Source organism: Lunatimonas lonarensis (assembly GCF_000390185.1).
Classification (GTDB): domain Bacteria; phylum Bacteroidota; class Bacteroidia; order Cytophagales; family Cyclobacteriaceae; genus Lunatimonas; species Lunatimonas lonarensis.
In genome coordinates this window covers 87,474-103,951 of the sequence record NZ_AQHR01000085.1, presented here as the reverse complement: position 1 = coordinate 103,951, position 16,478 = coordinate 87,474, and the positions used below count along the sequence as shown (strand labels likewise).

Below are 16,478 nucleotides of genomic sequence, written 5' to 3'. Positions count from 1 at the left end.
AAAACGGGTAGGTGGCTTTTCCAGCCTGTCAATGGTTGGAAAAGCTTGAGAAAAACCTTTTTTTGTCTTCCGGTTACTTTCCGATGGGAATTCTGATCACGTAGCTGTTTGCCGTCACGTAGAGAAAGCTTTCTTTCCCGTCAAGTGCTACATTGGAAGTAAGCTGGCCTACTTTTACCTTTCCTATCAGGACACCCTGTGCATCAAAAACCCAAACACCACCGGGGCCGGTAGCATAAATGATCCCGTTGGAGGCAACCTTCAGTCCGTCGGGAAGACCCTTGTCAACACGCAACGCTTCGGAGGCGTCGTGAAAGATTGCGCCATCTGCTACCGATTTTCCTTGATCTGCCAACTGGTACACGTACCAGTAGGGCTTTTGGGGATCGGAGTTGGCAATCAACAGGGCCCTTTCACCGGGCAGCAGATGAATGCCGTTTGGCCGGGTAATGCTATCGAGCAGGAGTGTCAGGGAGTTTTCTGATGCACTGTACCGATAAACGCCCTGAAAAGGCAGCTCCTTCAACGGGTCGTCCATGTTCTTTTCCAAGCCATATGGAGGATCGGTAAAATAAAGGTTACCCTGACTGTCGTAGACGGCGTCATTGGGACTATTGAACCGCATTCCCTCGTATTGGCCCACAATGGCCGTGTACCTAGGCCGTGGACTGGATAGGGGGGCGTCCATCTTGGCCATTTGCCTGTCTCCATGCTGGCAGAGCACCAATTCGCCCTGAGGGCTTAGCAGAAGCCCGTTCGATCCCACTTCACCTCCCCGTCCACTGTCACCCGTATAGCCGGAGGGATGTAGATAGGGTTGTATACCTTCCTTTTCCGACCAGCTATGCACTGTATTGGTAGGTATTTCGGAAAACAACAGGCGTTGCTCGGTCTCAAGCCAAAGAGGCCCTTCGGTCCACTCAAATCCATGCCCCAACACCTCCACCTCGGTGCCCTCGGGAAACAGAATCTCCATAAGTCCGTGGTATCGCTCTATTTGCAGGGGCAGGGAGGGTTCAGCTACCTCCTCTACCGCTGTTCGCTGACTGCAAGCGGTCAAGATGGTCAAAGAAAACAACAGTAACAAGGGTGTTGAGTGGCTCATAACTGGCGGGTTAGGGTTCTACTGAAAACTTGTATATGCAAACGTGCTGGTATTTTTCTCCCGGACTAAGCACAACGGAAGGAAAGCTGGGCTGATTGGGAGAATCCGGGAAATGCTGTGTTTCCAAACAAATCGCTCCTCTTTTTTCGTAGACCTTGCCTTCTTTGGACTTCGATTTTCCATTCATAAAATTCCCGGTGTATATCTGAACGCCAGGTTGGGAGGTAAATACCTCCATTTTGCGTCCATTTTCAGGCACCAGAACCGTGGCCGCCCATCCAGCCTTTGGGCTGTTTTCGGTCTTGTTCAGTACCCAGTTGTGGTCATAGCCACCGGCAAGGACCAATTGCTCGAAATCATCGTCTATTCGCTCACCGACCAAATGGGGTGTTCGGAAATCCATGGGTGTTCCCTCTACGGGGGCGATTTTTCCCAACGGGATCAGCACCTCGTTGACAGGGGTGTAATGGTCGGCATTTAGTGTCAGGAGGTGATTGTGCACATTGCCGTTTCCATGGCCATTTAGATTATAAAAGCCATGATGGGTTAGGTTTACGATGGTTTTTTGGTCGGTTTCTGCCTCATAGTCGATCCTGAACTCATTTTCATCGGTCAGCTGATAGGTCATGATGACGGCGAGGTTTCCGGGAAACCCGGCCTGCCCGTCAGGAGAAAGGTATTTTAATTTTAAGAGCTGATCGGAGGACTCCAACACCTCCCACACGACAGCGTGGTAGCCGCCCGGCCAACCGTGCAGGTTGTTGGGGCCGTTGTTTGCCTCTAATTGGTAGGTCTTTCCGTCCAAGGTAAACCGGGCATTCGCGATGCGGTTGCCATACCGCCCAATGGGCGCGCCGAAATAGCCGCCCCCAGCTTCCATGTAGTCATCCAAGTTGTCAAAACCCAGGTTGACATCTTCAAAATTGCCATTCCTGTCCGGTGCAAACAGTTCCAAAATACGGCCCCCATAGTTAGTGGCGGTCATCTCCAAGCCGTTTTTGTTTTTAAGGGTAAAAAACCGAACATCTCCGTCAGGAAGTGATCGTTCAAATTTTGTAGGGTCAAGTTTACTGTACATGGTTTTTTCGTTGGATTGTTCTTCGGTTTGGCCGGGATTGCCCCCGCAGGCAGCAGTCAGCAGGGCCAGACCCAGCAAATGGGTTAGTTTTTTCATTTCGTGCTTATTTTAATCTCATAAAGGGACTGGTGGAGCTCAAATAGGAACTTGGGGTCAAATTTCATGACCTTGCGATCGTAGGTCATGAGGCCGTTCACCTCTACCTCTACATCAGTCGTTTGCGTATAAATGGCGGCGGAAAGGCCAAGCGGAATGAGTGGCCGAAGGTCCTTGATCAGTTGTTCATAGCGGCTGCCGAGTTCTGCTTCATTTTTGAAGCTTTGGTAACCCCAGTTGTCCTTTTCCTGCCAGGTATGGCCTTCGACGGGCAATCCGAGGCCTCCGTACTCACCAAGTACGATGATTTGATGGCTTCCCCAGATCGCCGGGTCGGGCATCACCGGATCAGGATAGTTGTGCATGTCCATGATCTGGCCTGAAAGCGTGTAATTTCCACCGCTGGCTCCATTCACCAGACGGCTGGGATCGTACGCTACCGTCCAGTCTACGATTTCCTCGGTTTTAAACTGCCCCCATGCTTCGTTAAAGGGTACCCAAACTACGATGGATGGAAAATTGTGGTTGGCGTCCATGATCGCCTTCCACTCCTTTTTAAAAATCGTTTCTGATTCGGGAGTCCGTTGTTTTTCGGTGCCTTTTCCGATTACACCAGGGCGGGATTCCCAGCGGTTGCCCATATCGCCGCTAGGCATGTCCTGCCATACCAACATGCCCAGCCGATCACAATGGTAATACCAGCGTGCCGGCTCCACCTTTACGTGCTTTCGGATCATATTGAATCCCATTTCCTTGGTCTTTACAATGTCAAAAAGCAGTGCCTCCTCAGTAGGCGCTGTGTAGAGGCCATCCGGCCACCAGCCTTGGTCCAAGGGGCCGTATTGGAACAGAAATTCGTCGTTTAAGAGCATGCGTTGAATGCCGTTTTTGTCCTTTTCCATGCTGATTTTTCGCATGGCGGTATAGCTGCTGACTTGGTCAATTACCCTGCGGCCCTCCATCAGCTGAATTTCCAGGTCGTAAAGAAAGGGGTGTGCGGGTGACCACAGACGGGGATTGGAAACCGGAATAACCGCTTCCGATCCCGGAGCAACCTCCCGTTCTCCCACCAATCGACCTGACTCCAACACCCGAATGCGAACCCGATGACCAGGTTTGGCGGAGTGGATATGGGGATGGATCGAAAAAGCGTTTTGGTCTACGATGGGCGTGTTTTTCAATTGGCTGATATGCGATTCGGGTACCGTTTCCAGCCAAACAGACTGCCAGATTCCTGTTACCGGTGTGTACCAGATCCCGTGAGGGTTATTTACCTGCTTTCCTCTCGGCTGGGGACCCTCGTCTGTGGGATCCCAAACCCGTACTTCGAGTGTCTGGGACCGCCCCGGATTCAGCTGCTCGGTGATATCGAAATAAAAGGGATCGTACCCACCCTGATGGATACCAACGGATTTGCCGTTTACAACTACTTCGGCCTCCCAATCCACCGCTCCAAAATGCAGCAGCACACGATCCGTCCTTCTGGGCTTTTGGATTTCCAACGTCCGACGGTACCAAAGTTCCTTGGTTGCCCCCACCGCTTTTCCTACCCCGGAAAGCGCAGATTCCACCGCAAAAGGCACCAAAATATGGCCATCGTAGCTTGTGGGTTTTTGGTCCCCCCTGTTGGTGATTGCATAGAACCATAACCCATTGAGGTTCTGCCAATTCGAGCGTTGCATTTGGGGACGGGGATACTCCGGTAGGGGGTTGGTTGGATCGAGCTGTTCTGCCCAAGGACTACGTATTTTATCATTTACCGGAGACCAAGGACCGGTTTGCGCCGGGGTGAAAAGCGGAGCTAAAAGCAGTAATAAAAAGAGAAAATTCCGTAGCTGCATAGTCATTCGTTTGATAGCAAATTTAGTTCTAATATCGGTTACCTCCTTGTATTCAATTCTTTTTTTTGGCTACTTTTGGCAATCACCGAAGGAACCTAGTTTCTGACCTGCGACCGGCAAGAGAAGGTTTTCTTCGGTTTGATTCCACATTTCAGACGATCTAGTTCACTCAACCAAAAACGGATACAAGATGAATGACTGCCCTGTGAATGGTAAATTTTTGGTAGTTGTAGGCGTATTGGCCATGGTTTTTTGCAGTAAATGCGTGCTTGCCCATCAGCAGGAACTTCCGCTACGGGGTCTGTGTGCACATCGGGGGGCGATGGGTACCTTTCCGGAGAACACCCTCCCTGCTTTTGCGGAAGCAATTCGGCTAGGGGCGGAGATGATAGAGTTTGATGTGCAGCTAACGAAGGATGGGTCCTTGGTTGTGATGCACGATGCGACGGTAGACCGTACCACGAACGGCAGCGGCAAGGTTTCGGATCTCACGTTGGAACAGATCCGGTCATTGGATGCCGGAAGCTGGATGGGGGAGAGGTTCAAAGGTATACAGGTACCGGAGTTACATGAAGTTCTGGCGATCATGCCCAGGGACATCTGGCTCAATATCCATCTTAAGGGGGGCGAGGAACTTGGAAGGCGGGTAGCCCAGGTGGTTCTGGCTAGCAGCAGAGTTCATCAAGCGGTGTTGGCGGTGGAGGAGGCCGCCCGACTTGGAGCGAGGGAGATTTCTACGGAACTATTGATCTGCAACATGGAGCGACAGGGAGGGGGTTGGGACTATGTAAACAGCACCATAGAAATGGGGGCGGATTTTATCCAGCTTCGTGGGGCCGTTTCACCTGATTTCGCGGCGTATGCCAAACGGCTCAAATTACATGGGATTAAGATCAACTACTTTGGTACCGATGATCCTGGCGTTGTAAAGAATCTGTGGACTATGGGCATCGATTTTCCCTTGGTCAACGACCTGTATAGCGTGGTAAATGGCTTGGCAGTGGCGGATTGATTTGGGAACTTCTCAAAAAATATTTCTCGGCATTTTTTTGCTTAACTAGATAAAACCTATCATTTTTGTAGGAAATTCAATTTGTTACCAAAAAACCAACACCGATCAAATTTCAACAGCAGTTGTGATCGGTTAGGTCTAATGCCAAATGCTATGTCGGATTCCCTCGTTTCAAAAAAGACGTTTTCAAAAGAAGAATTAAGGCTATTGAATAAGCGGTATCATCTCCTTTCGGTAGAAGACCGTGTACGGCAGTTGTACGAGGATTTTTCTGCCGATGAAGTAATGCTTACGAGCTCCTTTGCTGCTACTTCCGCACTGCTGCTTAGTATTTTTGCGGGGATTAATCCCAAACAGAAAATCTACTTTATTGATACGGGGTACCATTTTGACGAAACACTGGCCTACAAAGAAGAACTGACCAAGTTGTACGGATTGGACGTGGTGTCGGTAAGTGCCTCCGAGGAGGACCACCGGTTTACTTCCGAAAACCAGACCTGGAAATCGGATCCCGAACTATGTTGCTCCATCAACAAGGTGAAACCGTTGGAATTGATCAAAAGCCGGTTTAATGTGTGGGTGAGTGGCCTGATGTGGTGGCAAAGTGACCACCGGGCCACGTTGGACATTTTTGAAGAAAGGGGTGGGATTTTGAAGTTTTATCCGTTGCTGGACGTGAGTCCGGAGGACCGGGACAAATATATCCAAGAACATAACTACCCTTTTCACCCACTTATTGCAAAGGGCTATCATTCGATCGGGTGCAGGCATTGCACCGTCCCCGGAAATGACCGTAGCGGTCGCTGGAACAACAGCCCCAAAACGGAGTGCGGCCTGCATTTGTAATAGAAACCAGATCGGTCGATCCTAAGCTAGCGGCTAGGGTTTGGCCGATCCAACACCCTTAATTTTATTTTTTAAAAGTTTTTAAAGCTTTTTTATTACCTGAGTGCGGTAGGTATCGAAGTCGAGTTCGTTGGCCTTTTTTAAAAAATTTCGCACAATCCCTCCGTAGCCATATAATATTTTTGTCCGTTTTTTTCGAAAACGGACAGGTCTGAACAATTTAGCCGTTTCCATCGTTAATTTTGTGATTTCATTAAAAGTCAAAATCGATCAATCAATATTTTGTTTTGTTTGTCATTTGTTGAATGTGTTTTTTGTAAATTTAAAAATTAGATTTGAATAGTATATTTTTTAGTGTTTTATTCTTTTACTAGTTTCAAGTATAAATTTGTACCCTTCGTTAATTTTTTTTCACACAAATTTATTTGTTTAAAGTATTGTTTTTCAGGTTGTTGTGTGTTAATTTTGTGTGTTTAGTAAAGAAGGTGTTTAAGTAATTGTTAATTTTCTCAGATCCTTTTTTACATTTGGTCATAAACTAATTAAAACAATATGAAGAAAAATTTACTGTTTACACTGTTCTTCAGCTTTTTGGTGCAATTATCTTTTGCACAGGCTGTGGAGGTAAGAGGCACAATTATCTCGTCGGAAGGCAATGAGCCTATTCCGGGAGCGAGTGTCTTGGTAAAAGGTACCACCGTCGGCTCGGTATCCGATATGGATGGTAATTATACGATCAATGTACCCTCAGGAAGTAATGTGTTGGTGTTTTCCTTTATTGGGCTCGCCTCACAGGAAGTAGAGATCGGAGGTCGTTCGATAATCAACGTTACCATGGATCCTGAGGTCAGCGCACTTTCCGAGGTTGTGGTTACTGCTCTGGGGATTTCCCGTGAACGGGCATCTCTTGGCTACGCGGTCCAGTCGGTGGACGGTGAGCGATTGGCGGATACCCGGGAAACCAACATCGTGAATGCCCTGCAAGGTCAGATCGCAGGTGTTCAAATTCAGGGTACTCCTGGTGCCATTGGAGGATCATCTCGAATCACTATTCGAGGTGTCAACTCATTCCTAGGTGAGAATCAGCCTTTGTTTGTGGTGGATGGTATGCCTATCAACAATGCTAATTACGCTACGGCGGATCAGCAAAGAGGTTTTGGTGGTGGTGCGTACGACTACGGTAACGCGGCTTCCGACATTAACCCGGAGGACATCGCGTCTATGGAAGTGTTGAAGGGTGCTGCAGCTACGGCTCTTTATGGTACCCGAGGCTCAAATGGCGTAATTTTGATTACGACAAAGAGCGGTGGAACCGCCAAAAGAGGAATTGGTGTAGAGGTGAACTCTACCACTACTTTTGAAAATCCGATAGCGCTGATGCCCCACCAGCAACTATATGGTGGCGGAGATATCGCGGATACCGAATCGGGGTTTGTTGAATTTTTTGAAAATGGGCAAAAATTCCTAGCGCCTATTTATGCCAAAGATGGTGCTTGGGGCCCACGTTACGATCCAAATGTAAGGGTTCGTCATTGGGACTCGTGGGATGTCGATTCCCCTACTTATGGTGAAACAAGACCTTGGGTAGCTCCGGCAAACCCCTACGAGCGATTCTTTGAAACCGGCGTTACGCGTCAAAACAATCTTGCCGTGTCTGGTTCCAACGACGTAGGTAGCTTCCGTCTTAGCTATACCAACCTGGATCAGGCAGGTGTAATTCCAAACTCAAACCTGTCGCGAAATACGATAAGCTTCAACACTTCTTATAAAGTAACGGATCGCCTGACCGCTTCTGCTGCAGGTAGCATGGTGATCCAAAAAGCAGATGGACGAAATGCTACGGGTTACAACAACGCCAACCCAATGCAGGGCTTTACCCAGTGGTGGCAGACCCAGTTGGATGTAGAGAGACTAAAAAACGATCGTTTCCTCGATGGACGTCAGCAGACATGGAATCCAATTGGGCCTGTGATCGATCCTGAAACAGGTCAGTTGCTGTCCTTCAATCACCGGCCTCGGTTTTTTGACAACCCGTATTGGGTAAGACGAAACTACCTACAGGAAGATACCAGGGACCGTTTCTTCGGTAACTTCAACTTGAACTATAAAATCATGGATGGTCTTAGCTTCAATTTTAGGGCTATGCGCGATGGATTTACTTTCAGATCGAGAGAAGGTATCCCTCAAGGCGGCATTACGCAATCCAGGTATAGGGAGGAAGTTCGCACATTCGCAGAGACTAACCTAGAGGCAACCCTTCTTTATGACAAAAGGCTGAACGATAAATTCTCTTTGAATGCCATGTTGGGTGGTAACCTGATGAATCAACTGAATACCAGAAACACCATCAACACGGTAGGTGGATTAGCGTTGGACGGTTTCTTTAACATTGCCAATTCGGTCAATGCTGCTCAGGTAATAACCAATGAACAAGAGAGAGCGATCAACAGTGTGTTTGCCACCACATCAGTAGGTTTTATGGATATGGTGTATGTTGACTTGGCCCTGCGTGGTGACTGGTCTTCTACCCTTCCTGTAGATAACAACAATTATTGGTATCCATCGGTGTCTTCCAGCTTTATATTTACCGAGCTTGAGGCCCTCAGAAATTCATTCCTTTCGTTTGGTAAGGTGCGCGTTGGATATGGTCAAGCAGCAAATGATGCTTCTCCTTATCAGTTGCAGAACGTTTACAGCAACGTAGTACCTAACTTTGGAAGTTTCCCTCGTTACACCGTTCCTTTGGGAAGCCCTAATGCCAACCTGCGTCCGGAGCGTACGAATGAGATCGAGTTCGGGGTAGAATTTGCCGTTCTAAACAACCGTTTGTCGTTTGATGTGTCGTACTACGACCGTACTACAGTGGATCAAATCTTCAACGTGCCGTCCTCTGCTTCTACTGGATTTACTTCCCGTATCCTAAACGCTGGTTCGATGAGAAACCATGGTATCGAAGTGACCATGAATGCTACACCAGTAGTTAAGGGTGATTTCAGCTGGGATTTGATGGTTAACTTCGCCACATTCAACAACGAAGTAGTTGAACTGGCGCCGGGTGTACAAAACATCATCGCCGGTACCACCTGGGCGGCGGATGTGCGTATACAGGAAGGATTCCCTTACATGTCATTGTTTGGCCAAGATTTTCGTCGTAACGATGCCGGTCAGGTTATCGTAGGAGCAAATGGGTTCCCAATTGCAAACAGTAACCGAGAGTTTTTGGGCAGTACAATTGCAGACTTTGCAGGTGGGGTTCGAAACAGCTTCCGTTACAAAGGATTGGAGCTTGGCGTTTTGGTAGACTACCAAGGTGGGGGTATTATCCACTCAACCTCATTGCAATGGTCTAAATACTCTGGTATGGATCCGGTAACAGTAGAAAACAACGTGCGTGAAACTGGTATGATCGTGCCTGGTGTTACAGAATCAGGAGAGCCAAATACCGTGGTCATCAGCCCTCAGGCCTATTACCAAACTATTTGGTCGGTTGCTTCTCCAAACGTATTTGACGGTTCTTTTATCAAACTTCGGGAGCTTTCCTTATCGTATGCTCTTCCTAACCGAGTTATCTCCAAATTGCCAGTGAGAGATGTTCGATTGCGTACCTTTGGCAGGAACCTCGCCATCTTGCACAGCAACTTGCCTTACCTTGACCCACAAGGGGTAAACGGAGCAGGAAACGTGCAGGGATTGGAAAATGCGCAAGTACCCACTACGCGATCTATAGGGTTTGACCTCAGCTTTAAATTCTAATATAGATTCGTGTATGATGACAGGTTGGCAAATCGACAATGCTAAAAGAGCCTACCTGCATCTAAATCCTGTTCAAGCGAACATTAAAAATTTAAAAAAACCATGAAATATATATCAAATTATTTACTGGGTCTATTTCTCCTAAGTTTGGGAGTAATGAGCTGTACAGAGGGTTTTGAGGAGATGAATATCGACCCAAACAACCCCACAGCAGTTCCCGCTGAAAACCTGCTTACACAAGCCGAGTTTTCTCTTTCGAACCAGATGTGGAGCCGTGGATTAAACTTCGATTTTGGGATGCTGATGGTACAGCAATTCTCCCAGAGTGAATACGCGGAAAGGTCTCGCTTCAATTTTAACCCTACCAATTTCGACGGTATCTGGAATACGTTGTACGCCGGAGGGATGAATGACTTACAGGCAGCCATGCGGATCACGGCAGCAAACCAAAACCTGACCGACGCACAACGAAATAACCGGTTGGCGATATTGGAGTTGCTTCGTATCTGGTCATTTCAGAACGTGACCGATATCTGGGTTAACGTTCCTTACTCACAGGCCTTCAACCCCGCGGAGTTCCCAAATCCTCAGTATGATCGGCAGCAGGACATCTATGCTGGCTTGGCTGTTGAGATCGATGCGGCACTCGCCAAGATTACCGTGGGAACCTCCAGTTTTTCTTCCGGAGACATCTTCTACGGAGGCGATATGGCAAAATGGCGGAGGTTTGGTAATTCGTTGAAAGTAAGAATCGGGATGCGAATGGCAGATGTTGATCAGGCTACGGCTAGGCGTATGGTATCAGAAGGCTTTGCTGCAGGTGTTATCAGTGCTTACAATGAAGGCTTTCATTTTCCTTTCCAATCCGATCAGCGGATAGCAAATCCATTCTTCGTCGACAATACGATCAACAATCGGGACGATTTTACGCTCTCAAATGTCCTGGTAAATGCCATGAACGAGCGTAACGATCCCCGTATTTCTGCTTTTGCAAATCCAAACGTAGCGGGTCAATTTGTGGGTCTGCCGTATGGACTTACGGATGGGGAGACGTTTGCTCTGCAAGGTACTGCTTCCAGGCCAAGCACCCGTCTACGCTCAGCTACTGCCCCAGCCTATCTCTTGACCCATGCCGAGATGAAGTTTTTTGAGGCAGAAGCCATCCAAAGGGGTTTTATCAGCGGTGATGCGGCTGAAGCCTATAATGCAGGCGTTGCTGCATCCATGAGGCAATGGGGTATTACTAATGAACAGGCGGTTAATGATTATTTGGCATTGCCTATAAATGCCTATAATTCCGAAAATTGGAAACAATCCATCGGCATGCAGAAGTGGATTGCGCTTTACGGAAATGGCATTGAGGCATGGTCTGAGTGGAGACGTCTTGATGTGCCTCAGTTGGCCCTTCCTGCAGCAGCCGTCCGTACATCCATTCCTGTAAGAGCGTTGTATCCGGCAGTAGAATTGGGTAACAACCCGGCTGCCGTAGCCGGTGCAGGTTTCGAAAACGAAATGGATATCAAACCCTGGTGGGACGTCAATTAAGATTTTGAGTTCAATAATTCGATCAGCTGAAAGGCCACTTCCTATCTGGGAGTGGCCTTTTTTGCGCTTTTTTCCACCAAATTCGCCTATTTTTAGAATGGTTCTGCACACCCGTTTGTTCGCCGATGCCGCAGATGTACACAGCGTCAGTAGACGATATCCGGGACAGGATATTCGATAGTTGGTTTGCCGGCAATCTATGGCGGTTTTCCGGAGATGGTGGTCTATGGTCTTCCCTGAGATGCCGATCATCGGGTTTCTTCCCATGTTTGATAAATCGGTGTTGAAATCACAATTTCCAAATTTTGTTGGTTTAAGTGGGTGAACGGATTACTTTTGCCTACCGAGCGGAATGCGTTGTGCTGAATGCTCCAATCCAAAAATAAGAGGTTCGGCCTACGATAGATTGATCGTGCGGCATCCCGAACGCAGAAAACCAAATATAAACCATGAAGAAATTTCTAATCGTTTCCCTGATGATAGGGGCCTTTTCTTGTGCCGAAAAAGAGACTGAGGTACCCTGTGAACCGGCTCCTGAAACAGCAGCGTTACCTTCGTTGGACTCACTAGCTGCCGCCTTGGATTGGCCAAAAGAGCTGACCATTACGCCTTTTTCCGATTCGGAGGTAACGCCAAGTCCTGCATGTATAGCCGTATCCCATTCCGGTGAGGTGTATGTCGGTGTTGACATGATGGGCTCGTTGGGCAAGGAACCCGGAAAAGGCCATATTGTGAAATTGATTGACTGCAACCAAGATGGGATCGTAGACAGTTACACTACCTTTGCCGATGTAGACAATCCGCGGGGAATCATTATTTTGGATGAAAAGGTTTTTGTCCTGCATACGGTGTTTGGCGAGGAGGGCATTGCTACCGGAATGAACCTTGTCGTTTTCGAAGATAAAGACGGCGATGGCGTCGCCGATGGGCCATCTAAGCCATTAATTGAACACATCAGTTCTCCCAAATTTCTACAGGGAAGAGGTACCGATCATTCCACCAACGGGATTCGCTTGGGAATTGATGGGTGGATTTACATTGCAGTTGGTGATTTTGGGTTTCACGATGCCGTTGACAGGGAAGGGACTACGCTGACTATGCTTGGCGGCGGTATTGTTAGGGTACGTCCAGACGGTACAGAAATGGAAATATATACCCATGGTCTACGCAACATCTACGATGTGGCGATAGATCCGTTTATGAATATGTTTACCCGGGACAATACCAATGACGGTGGCGGTTGGAACATACGGTTTAGCCATCAGATACAGTCCGGTGAATATGGGTACCCAGTGCTTTTCAAGCACTTTACGGAAGAAATACTGCCTGCATTGGTGGATGTGGGCGGCGGATCTGGAACCGGTGCCCTTTTCATGGATGATGCGAGATGGCCTGAACAATTCAACCAGGTACCCATGATGGCTGACTGGGGAAGAAATCAGCTTTATATTCATAAGGTCACAGAGGATGGGCCCTCCTATACCCAGGAGGAACTGTCCTTTATCAAGCTGCCCCAAATTACCGATTTGGACGTGGATGGTACCGGTAGATTGTACCTGGCCGCTTGGGATGGTGCAGGTTATCGAGGCAGTCCATCCAAGGGTTTTGTCGTAAGAGTGGTACCGAAGGACTGGACCTATGAGGCGGCTCCCAACCTAAAGAAGGCATCCCTCAATGAATTGATACAGCACCTAGGCAGCGGAAGCGCAGTAACACGGCTCTATACGCAGCAGGAACTGCTCAATAGACCGGCCAAAAAGGCGTCGGATGCGGTACTCAAAGTAGTGAAGGACAGTGGGCAACCACTTTCTACGCGGGTTGCGGCATTGTACGCCTTTACCCAGATCAACGGAGTAAAGGGAATGAATAAGTTTGAAGAACTGTATCAATCTGCAGAGCTCCGTGAACATGTAATAAGGGCATTCACCGACAGAAGGGAGATGTTGGAAGCCGCGCTTGTAGATCAACTTATTAGCAGCCTCGGGGATTCCTCTCCACAAGTTCGTAAGGCGGCCATCATAGCCTTGGGACGCGCGAAGGATCCCAAGGCTATTCCGGCATTGCTGAGTACGCCGGTACCTTCTTCCTTTGTGGCACCGGAATGGAAAGAAGAAGGCCCGCATGCAGATCCGAATTCAGCCATTGTGCCTGCACACCTAGCGGTAAGGGCACTGGTCAACATGAAAGCAGCAGAGGCCTGCTTGGATGCAATCGGAAGTTCCAATCAAACCCTGGCATTATGGGCATTGCGGTACATGCATGATCCAGCAGTTGTAAATGGTTTGATCGAAAGGTATAGATCCAGCTCAGACGAAGGCTTACGAACGGAAATTTTGGGCGTGCTGGCCCGGCTATATACCCGTGAAGCTCCCTACGATGGTTCGTGGTGGTGGGGTACTCGTCCCGACACCCATGGCCCTTATTATAAGTCAGTCCTTTGGAGATCTTCGGCATCCATAAAGGATCTGTTTATGCAGGAATGGAGTAAAGGAGGTACGGAAAATATGGCCTTTATTGGAATGTTGAATGAAAAGAACCGTATGGGTATAACGGAGTTTGGCGGTGATTTTACCGTTGCTGAAATGCTGGAGGAGCCCGATGTCGATTTGGAAAAAATCAAAAACAAGAAGGGGCAAGTCGGCTCCACTTCCATCGAAGATGTTTTATTGGCCATTCAGGAATTGCCAGGTGATGCTGTTTTGGGCAAAACGATTTTCGAACAGCAAGGCTGCCGGGCATGCCATAGCCTGGAGGTAGGAGAGGCGATGAAAGGGCCATTTATGGGACAAATTGGTAGTATTATGAGCAGAGACCAAATCGCAGAGTCGATTCTAAAGCCGGATGCTTCCATATCCCAGGGATTTGCTACGGTGCTTATCAAGACCAAGGACGACAAATCCTACATGGGCTTCGTTACCGAAGAAAGTGCCGAAAAAATCGTGATCAGAAATATCGTCGGCCAGGCCTACACCCTGCCGGTTGCTGATGTGGTCGAGCGAAAGGAAATGGAAAACTCCATGATGCCGGAGGGGCTGGCGAATGCGCTCTCCTACGAGGAATTTGCTTCCTTGGTGACATTCCTTTCCCAACAAAAATAGATCGGCTTTTCTAGGCAGACAATTTGCCCATAACCGAACAGTAGGCTGTACGGTTATGGGCATTTTTCTATCCAATACCCCGCTATATTCCCGATTTTTAACTGGCACGGCTTTGGTGCACACTCCCAGCAAACCTTTTTCTTTTTAGGAAGAGGCCTTAGGTTTTAATTGTATTGTTTGAACCCATTATCAATGTGGTTAGTGCATTCGAAATTCCAACCATCGAAAAAATTATTATAGACACATGAAATCGAGCACGACGCAAGCGACACACGAAGGGACGATTGTAATTCGTGCGAGATTCCATCTGACCGCTTAAAGACATATTATAAACAGATGAAATTATTTATGAACCTCGTCCTCTGGGCAATACTTTTTGTGCTTTGCTGGCCACTTGCGGTATTGCTTGTAGTGCTGTATCCACTTATTTGGCTATTGCTCTTGCCGTTTAGGTTACTTGGGATAGGTGTTACTCTTACCCTCTCCATGATTTTGGCCGTTTTTCTGTTTCCCTTTTCCCTTTTGAAATCGAGTTAACAACCTCATTTTTTTGCCAGCATCCACAGACCGAGGTAGGTGAAGGTGCCGTTCACAAGCAGGATTTCAAATCCAAACTGGTAGCCGTCAAACCACTTCGCCGAGTTTTGGTCTAGAATAAAGGACATAATGGGGCTCAACACGCATACGAATGGTACAAAGCGATCTTTAATGGTGGTTCGGTTGGTAAGCCCGAAGACGAACAGCCCTAACAGTGGCCCATAGGTGAATCCGGCTGCTTTGAAGACAGCACTCACCACACTTCGGTCGTTAAGTTCATTGAAAACAACGATCGTGAAGAAAACCAAAAACGTAAACCCTATATGTATAAGCAGACGGGTTCTGTCTTGGTTGATATGCTTTTTTTCGGGCAAGTTGATGATATCTATGCAAAATGAAGTCGTCAATGCTGTAAGGGCTGAATCGGCGCTTGAAAATGCTGCGGCGGTTATACCTAGTAAGAAGACAATCCCGGCAAGCGTACCGAATTCATTCAAGGCGAGCGAAGGAAAAAGTTCGTCGGTAGCAGTAGGTAATACCAGCCCATTGACCGACGCGTAATAATACAGCAATACCCCCAAAGCCAAGAAGAGGAGGTTGGAAAAAAAGAAGGACAGGGAGAACCAGAAGACGTTTTTTTGGGCCTCTGCTTTGTTTCTGCAGGTGAGGTTTTTCTGCATGACATTCTGATCTAGGCCGTTCATGGCAATGGTAATAAAAATACCGGCAGCAAACATCTTGAAGAAGTTCTGTCCGGAATTGCCATCCCAGACCCAAATCGTGGATTTTTCGTTTTTCGAGATCAATTCCAATAATTCCCATCCACCCTTATTCAAGTGGCCGGCGATCACCAAAATACTGATTACGACCGCTGCCAAAAGAAACGTTGTCTGCAGCGTATCGGTCCATACGATGGTTTTTATTCCGCTTTTAAAGGTATAAAGCCAAATTAACACCATGGTGGCGAAAACCGAGCCATAGAAAGGAACCCCAAAGCTTTCAAAAAAGGCAAGTTGAAGCACTGTAGCTGCCAAAAATAGCCGAAAGGACGCGCCAATGGTTTGAGAAATCAAAAAGATCGTAGCTCCTGATACGTAGGATCTTGATCCGAAACGGGATTTTAGATACTCGTAAATCGAGATGAGGTTCAGCTTGTAAAACAGCGGTATAAGCACCAACGCAATAACTGCATACCCTACCATGTTGCCCATGACCAGTTGTAGGTAGTTCCAGTTGGTGTTTCCTACTTCTCCCGGCACGGAGATAAAGGTCACACCTGATAGGGATGCACCCACCATACCAAAGGCGACCAGAAACCAAGGGGATTCGCGATTGCCTGTGTAAAAGGTCATGCTGTCCGACTTCCGTGAAGTAAGGTAGCTAATAAGGATCAGCAACAGAAAGTAGCCGGAAATTACGCCAAAAACCAATACCGGACTCATAAACAGAGGTTAGGGGTACTACAATGCAACATTTTCCACCAAGATATATATTTTACGGGAAGGCAGTCTGCCCTACTTGCCAAAATGCCGTATATTTCCAAAAAAAACTGCCTTGCCTAGTTTCG

General features: G+C 47.8%; 9 protein-coding genes. 5 read left to right on the top strand and 4 right to left on the bottom strand.

Translation table 11 applies throughout. From position 1 onward, the window contains the following. Positions 1–73 precede the first annotated feature (73 nt). From ADIS_RS13180 to ADIS_RS13170, 3 genes are read right to left on the bottom strand one after another with little or no spacing between them, the layout of a single operon-like run. The gene (locus tag ADIS_RS13180) at positions 74–1,105 is read right to left on the bottom strand and encodes an SMP-30/gluconolactonase/LRE family protein (RefSeq protein ID WP_010855042.1); all 1,032 of its coding nucleotides are present in this window, start codon (positions 1,103–1,105) and stop codon (positions 74–76) included. A gap of 10 nt (positions 1,106–1,115) precedes the next feature. Further along, a complete protein-coding gene (locus ADIS_RS13175; RefSeq protein WP_010855041.1) occupies positions 1,116–2,279 on the bottom strand; it encodes an aldose epimerase family protein in 1,164 nt (387 codons plus the stop codon). Further along, on the bottom strand, positions 2,276–4,126 hold the full coding sequence (locus tag ADIS_RS13170; RefSeq protein WP_081634940.1) for a glycoside hydrolase family 2 protein: 1,851 nt from the start codon (positions 4,124–4,126) through the stop codon (positions 2,276–2,278). Before ADIS_RS13170 ends, ADIS_RS13175 begins: the two co-directional genes overlap by 4 nt. Before the next feature lie 184 nt (positions 4,127–4,310). Here ADIS_RS13170 and ADIS_RS22360 point away from each other — a divergent pair, with 184 nt between their 5' ends. From ADIS_RS22360 to ADIS_RS13145, 5 genes are all read left to right on the top strand, one after another. Beyond that, entirely contained in the window at positions 4,311–5,132 is an 822-nt protein-coding gene (locus tag ADIS_RS22360; RefSeq protein WP_010855040.1) for a glycerophosphodiester phosphodiesterase, read from the top strand. 153 nt (positions 5,133–5,285) lie between these two features. After that, a complete protein-coding gene (locus tag ADIS_RS13160; protein ID WP_010855039.1) occupies positions 5,286–5,978 on the top strand; it encodes a phosphoadenylyl-sulfate reductase in 693 nt (230 codons plus the stop codon). A gap of 552 nt (positions 5,979–6,530) precedes the next feature. Continuing rightward, positions 6,531–9,731 (top strand): SusC/RagA family TonB-linked outer membrane protein, encoded by a 3,201-nt coding sequence (locus tag ADIS_RS13155; RefSeq protein ID WP_010855037.1) that lies wholly within the window; start codon positions 6,531–6,533, stop codon positions 9,729–9,731. A gap of 102 nt (positions 9,732–9,833) precedes the next feature. Beyond that, a complete protein-coding gene (locus ADIS_RS13150; protein ID WP_010855036.1) occupies positions 9,834–11,276 on the top strand; it encodes a SusD/RagB family nutrient-binding outer membrane lipoprotein in 1,443 nt (480 codons plus the stop codon). Between the two features lie 449 nt (positions 11,277–11,725). Next, the gene (locus ADIS_RS13145; RefSeq protein ID WP_010855034.1) at positions 11,726–14,374 is read left to right on the top strand and encodes a DUF7133 domain-containing protein; all 2,649 of its coding nucleotides are present in this window, start codon (positions 11,726–11,728) and stop codon (positions 14,372–14,374) included. Between the two features lie 542 nt (positions 14,375–14,916). Here the strand turns inward: ADIS_RS13145 and ADIS_RS13135 are convergent. After that, on the bottom strand, positions 14,917–16,353 hold the full coding sequence (locus ADIS_RS13135; protein WP_010855033.1) for a sodium:solute symporter: 1,437 nt from the start codon (positions 16,351–16,353) through the stop codon (positions 14,917–14,919). Positions 16,354–16,478 lie beyond the last annotated feature (125 nt).

What these genes read in the sequence shown, in the direction of transcription:
- ADIS_RS13180 (WP_010855042.1), bottom strand. Translation starts at nt 1,105, where the DNA reads ATGAGCCACTCAACACCCTTGTTACTGTTGTTTTCTTTGACCATCTTG.
- ADIS_RS13175 (WP_010855041.1), bottom strand. Translation starts at nt 2,279, where the DNA reads ATGAAAAAACTAACCCATTTGCTGGGTCTGGCCCTGCTGACTGCTGCC.
- ADIS_RS13170 (WP_081634940.1), bottom strand. Translation starts at nt 4,126, where the DNA reads ATGACTATGCAGCTACGGAATTTTCTCTTTTTATTACTGCTTTTAGCT.
- ADIS_RS22360 (WP_010855040.1), top strand. Translation starts at nt 4,311, where the DNA reads ATGAATGACTGCCCTGTGAATGGTAAATTTTTGGTAGTTGTAGGCGTA.
- ADIS_RS13160 (WP_010855039.1), top strand. Translation starts at nt 5,286, where the DNA reads ATGTCGGATTCCCTCGTTTCAAAAAAGACGTTTTCAAAAGAAGAATTA.
- ADIS_RS13155 (WP_010855037.1), top strand. Translation starts at nt 6,531, where the DNA reads ATGAAGAAAAATTTACTGTTTACACTGTTCTTCAGCTTTTTGGTGCAA.
- ADIS_RS13150 (WP_010855036.1), top strand. Translation starts at nt 9,834, where the DNA reads ATGAAATATATATCAAATTATTTACTGGGTCTATTTCTCCTAAGTTTG.
- ADIS_RS13145 (WP_010855034.1), top strand. Translation starts at nt 11,726, where the DNA reads ATGAAGAAATTTCTAATCGTTTCCCTGATGATAGGGGCCTTTTCTTGT.
- ADIS_RS13135 (WP_010855033.1), bottom strand. Translation starts at nt 16,353, where the DNA reads ATGAGTCCGGTATTGGTTTTTGGCGTAATTTCCGGCTACTTTCTGTTG.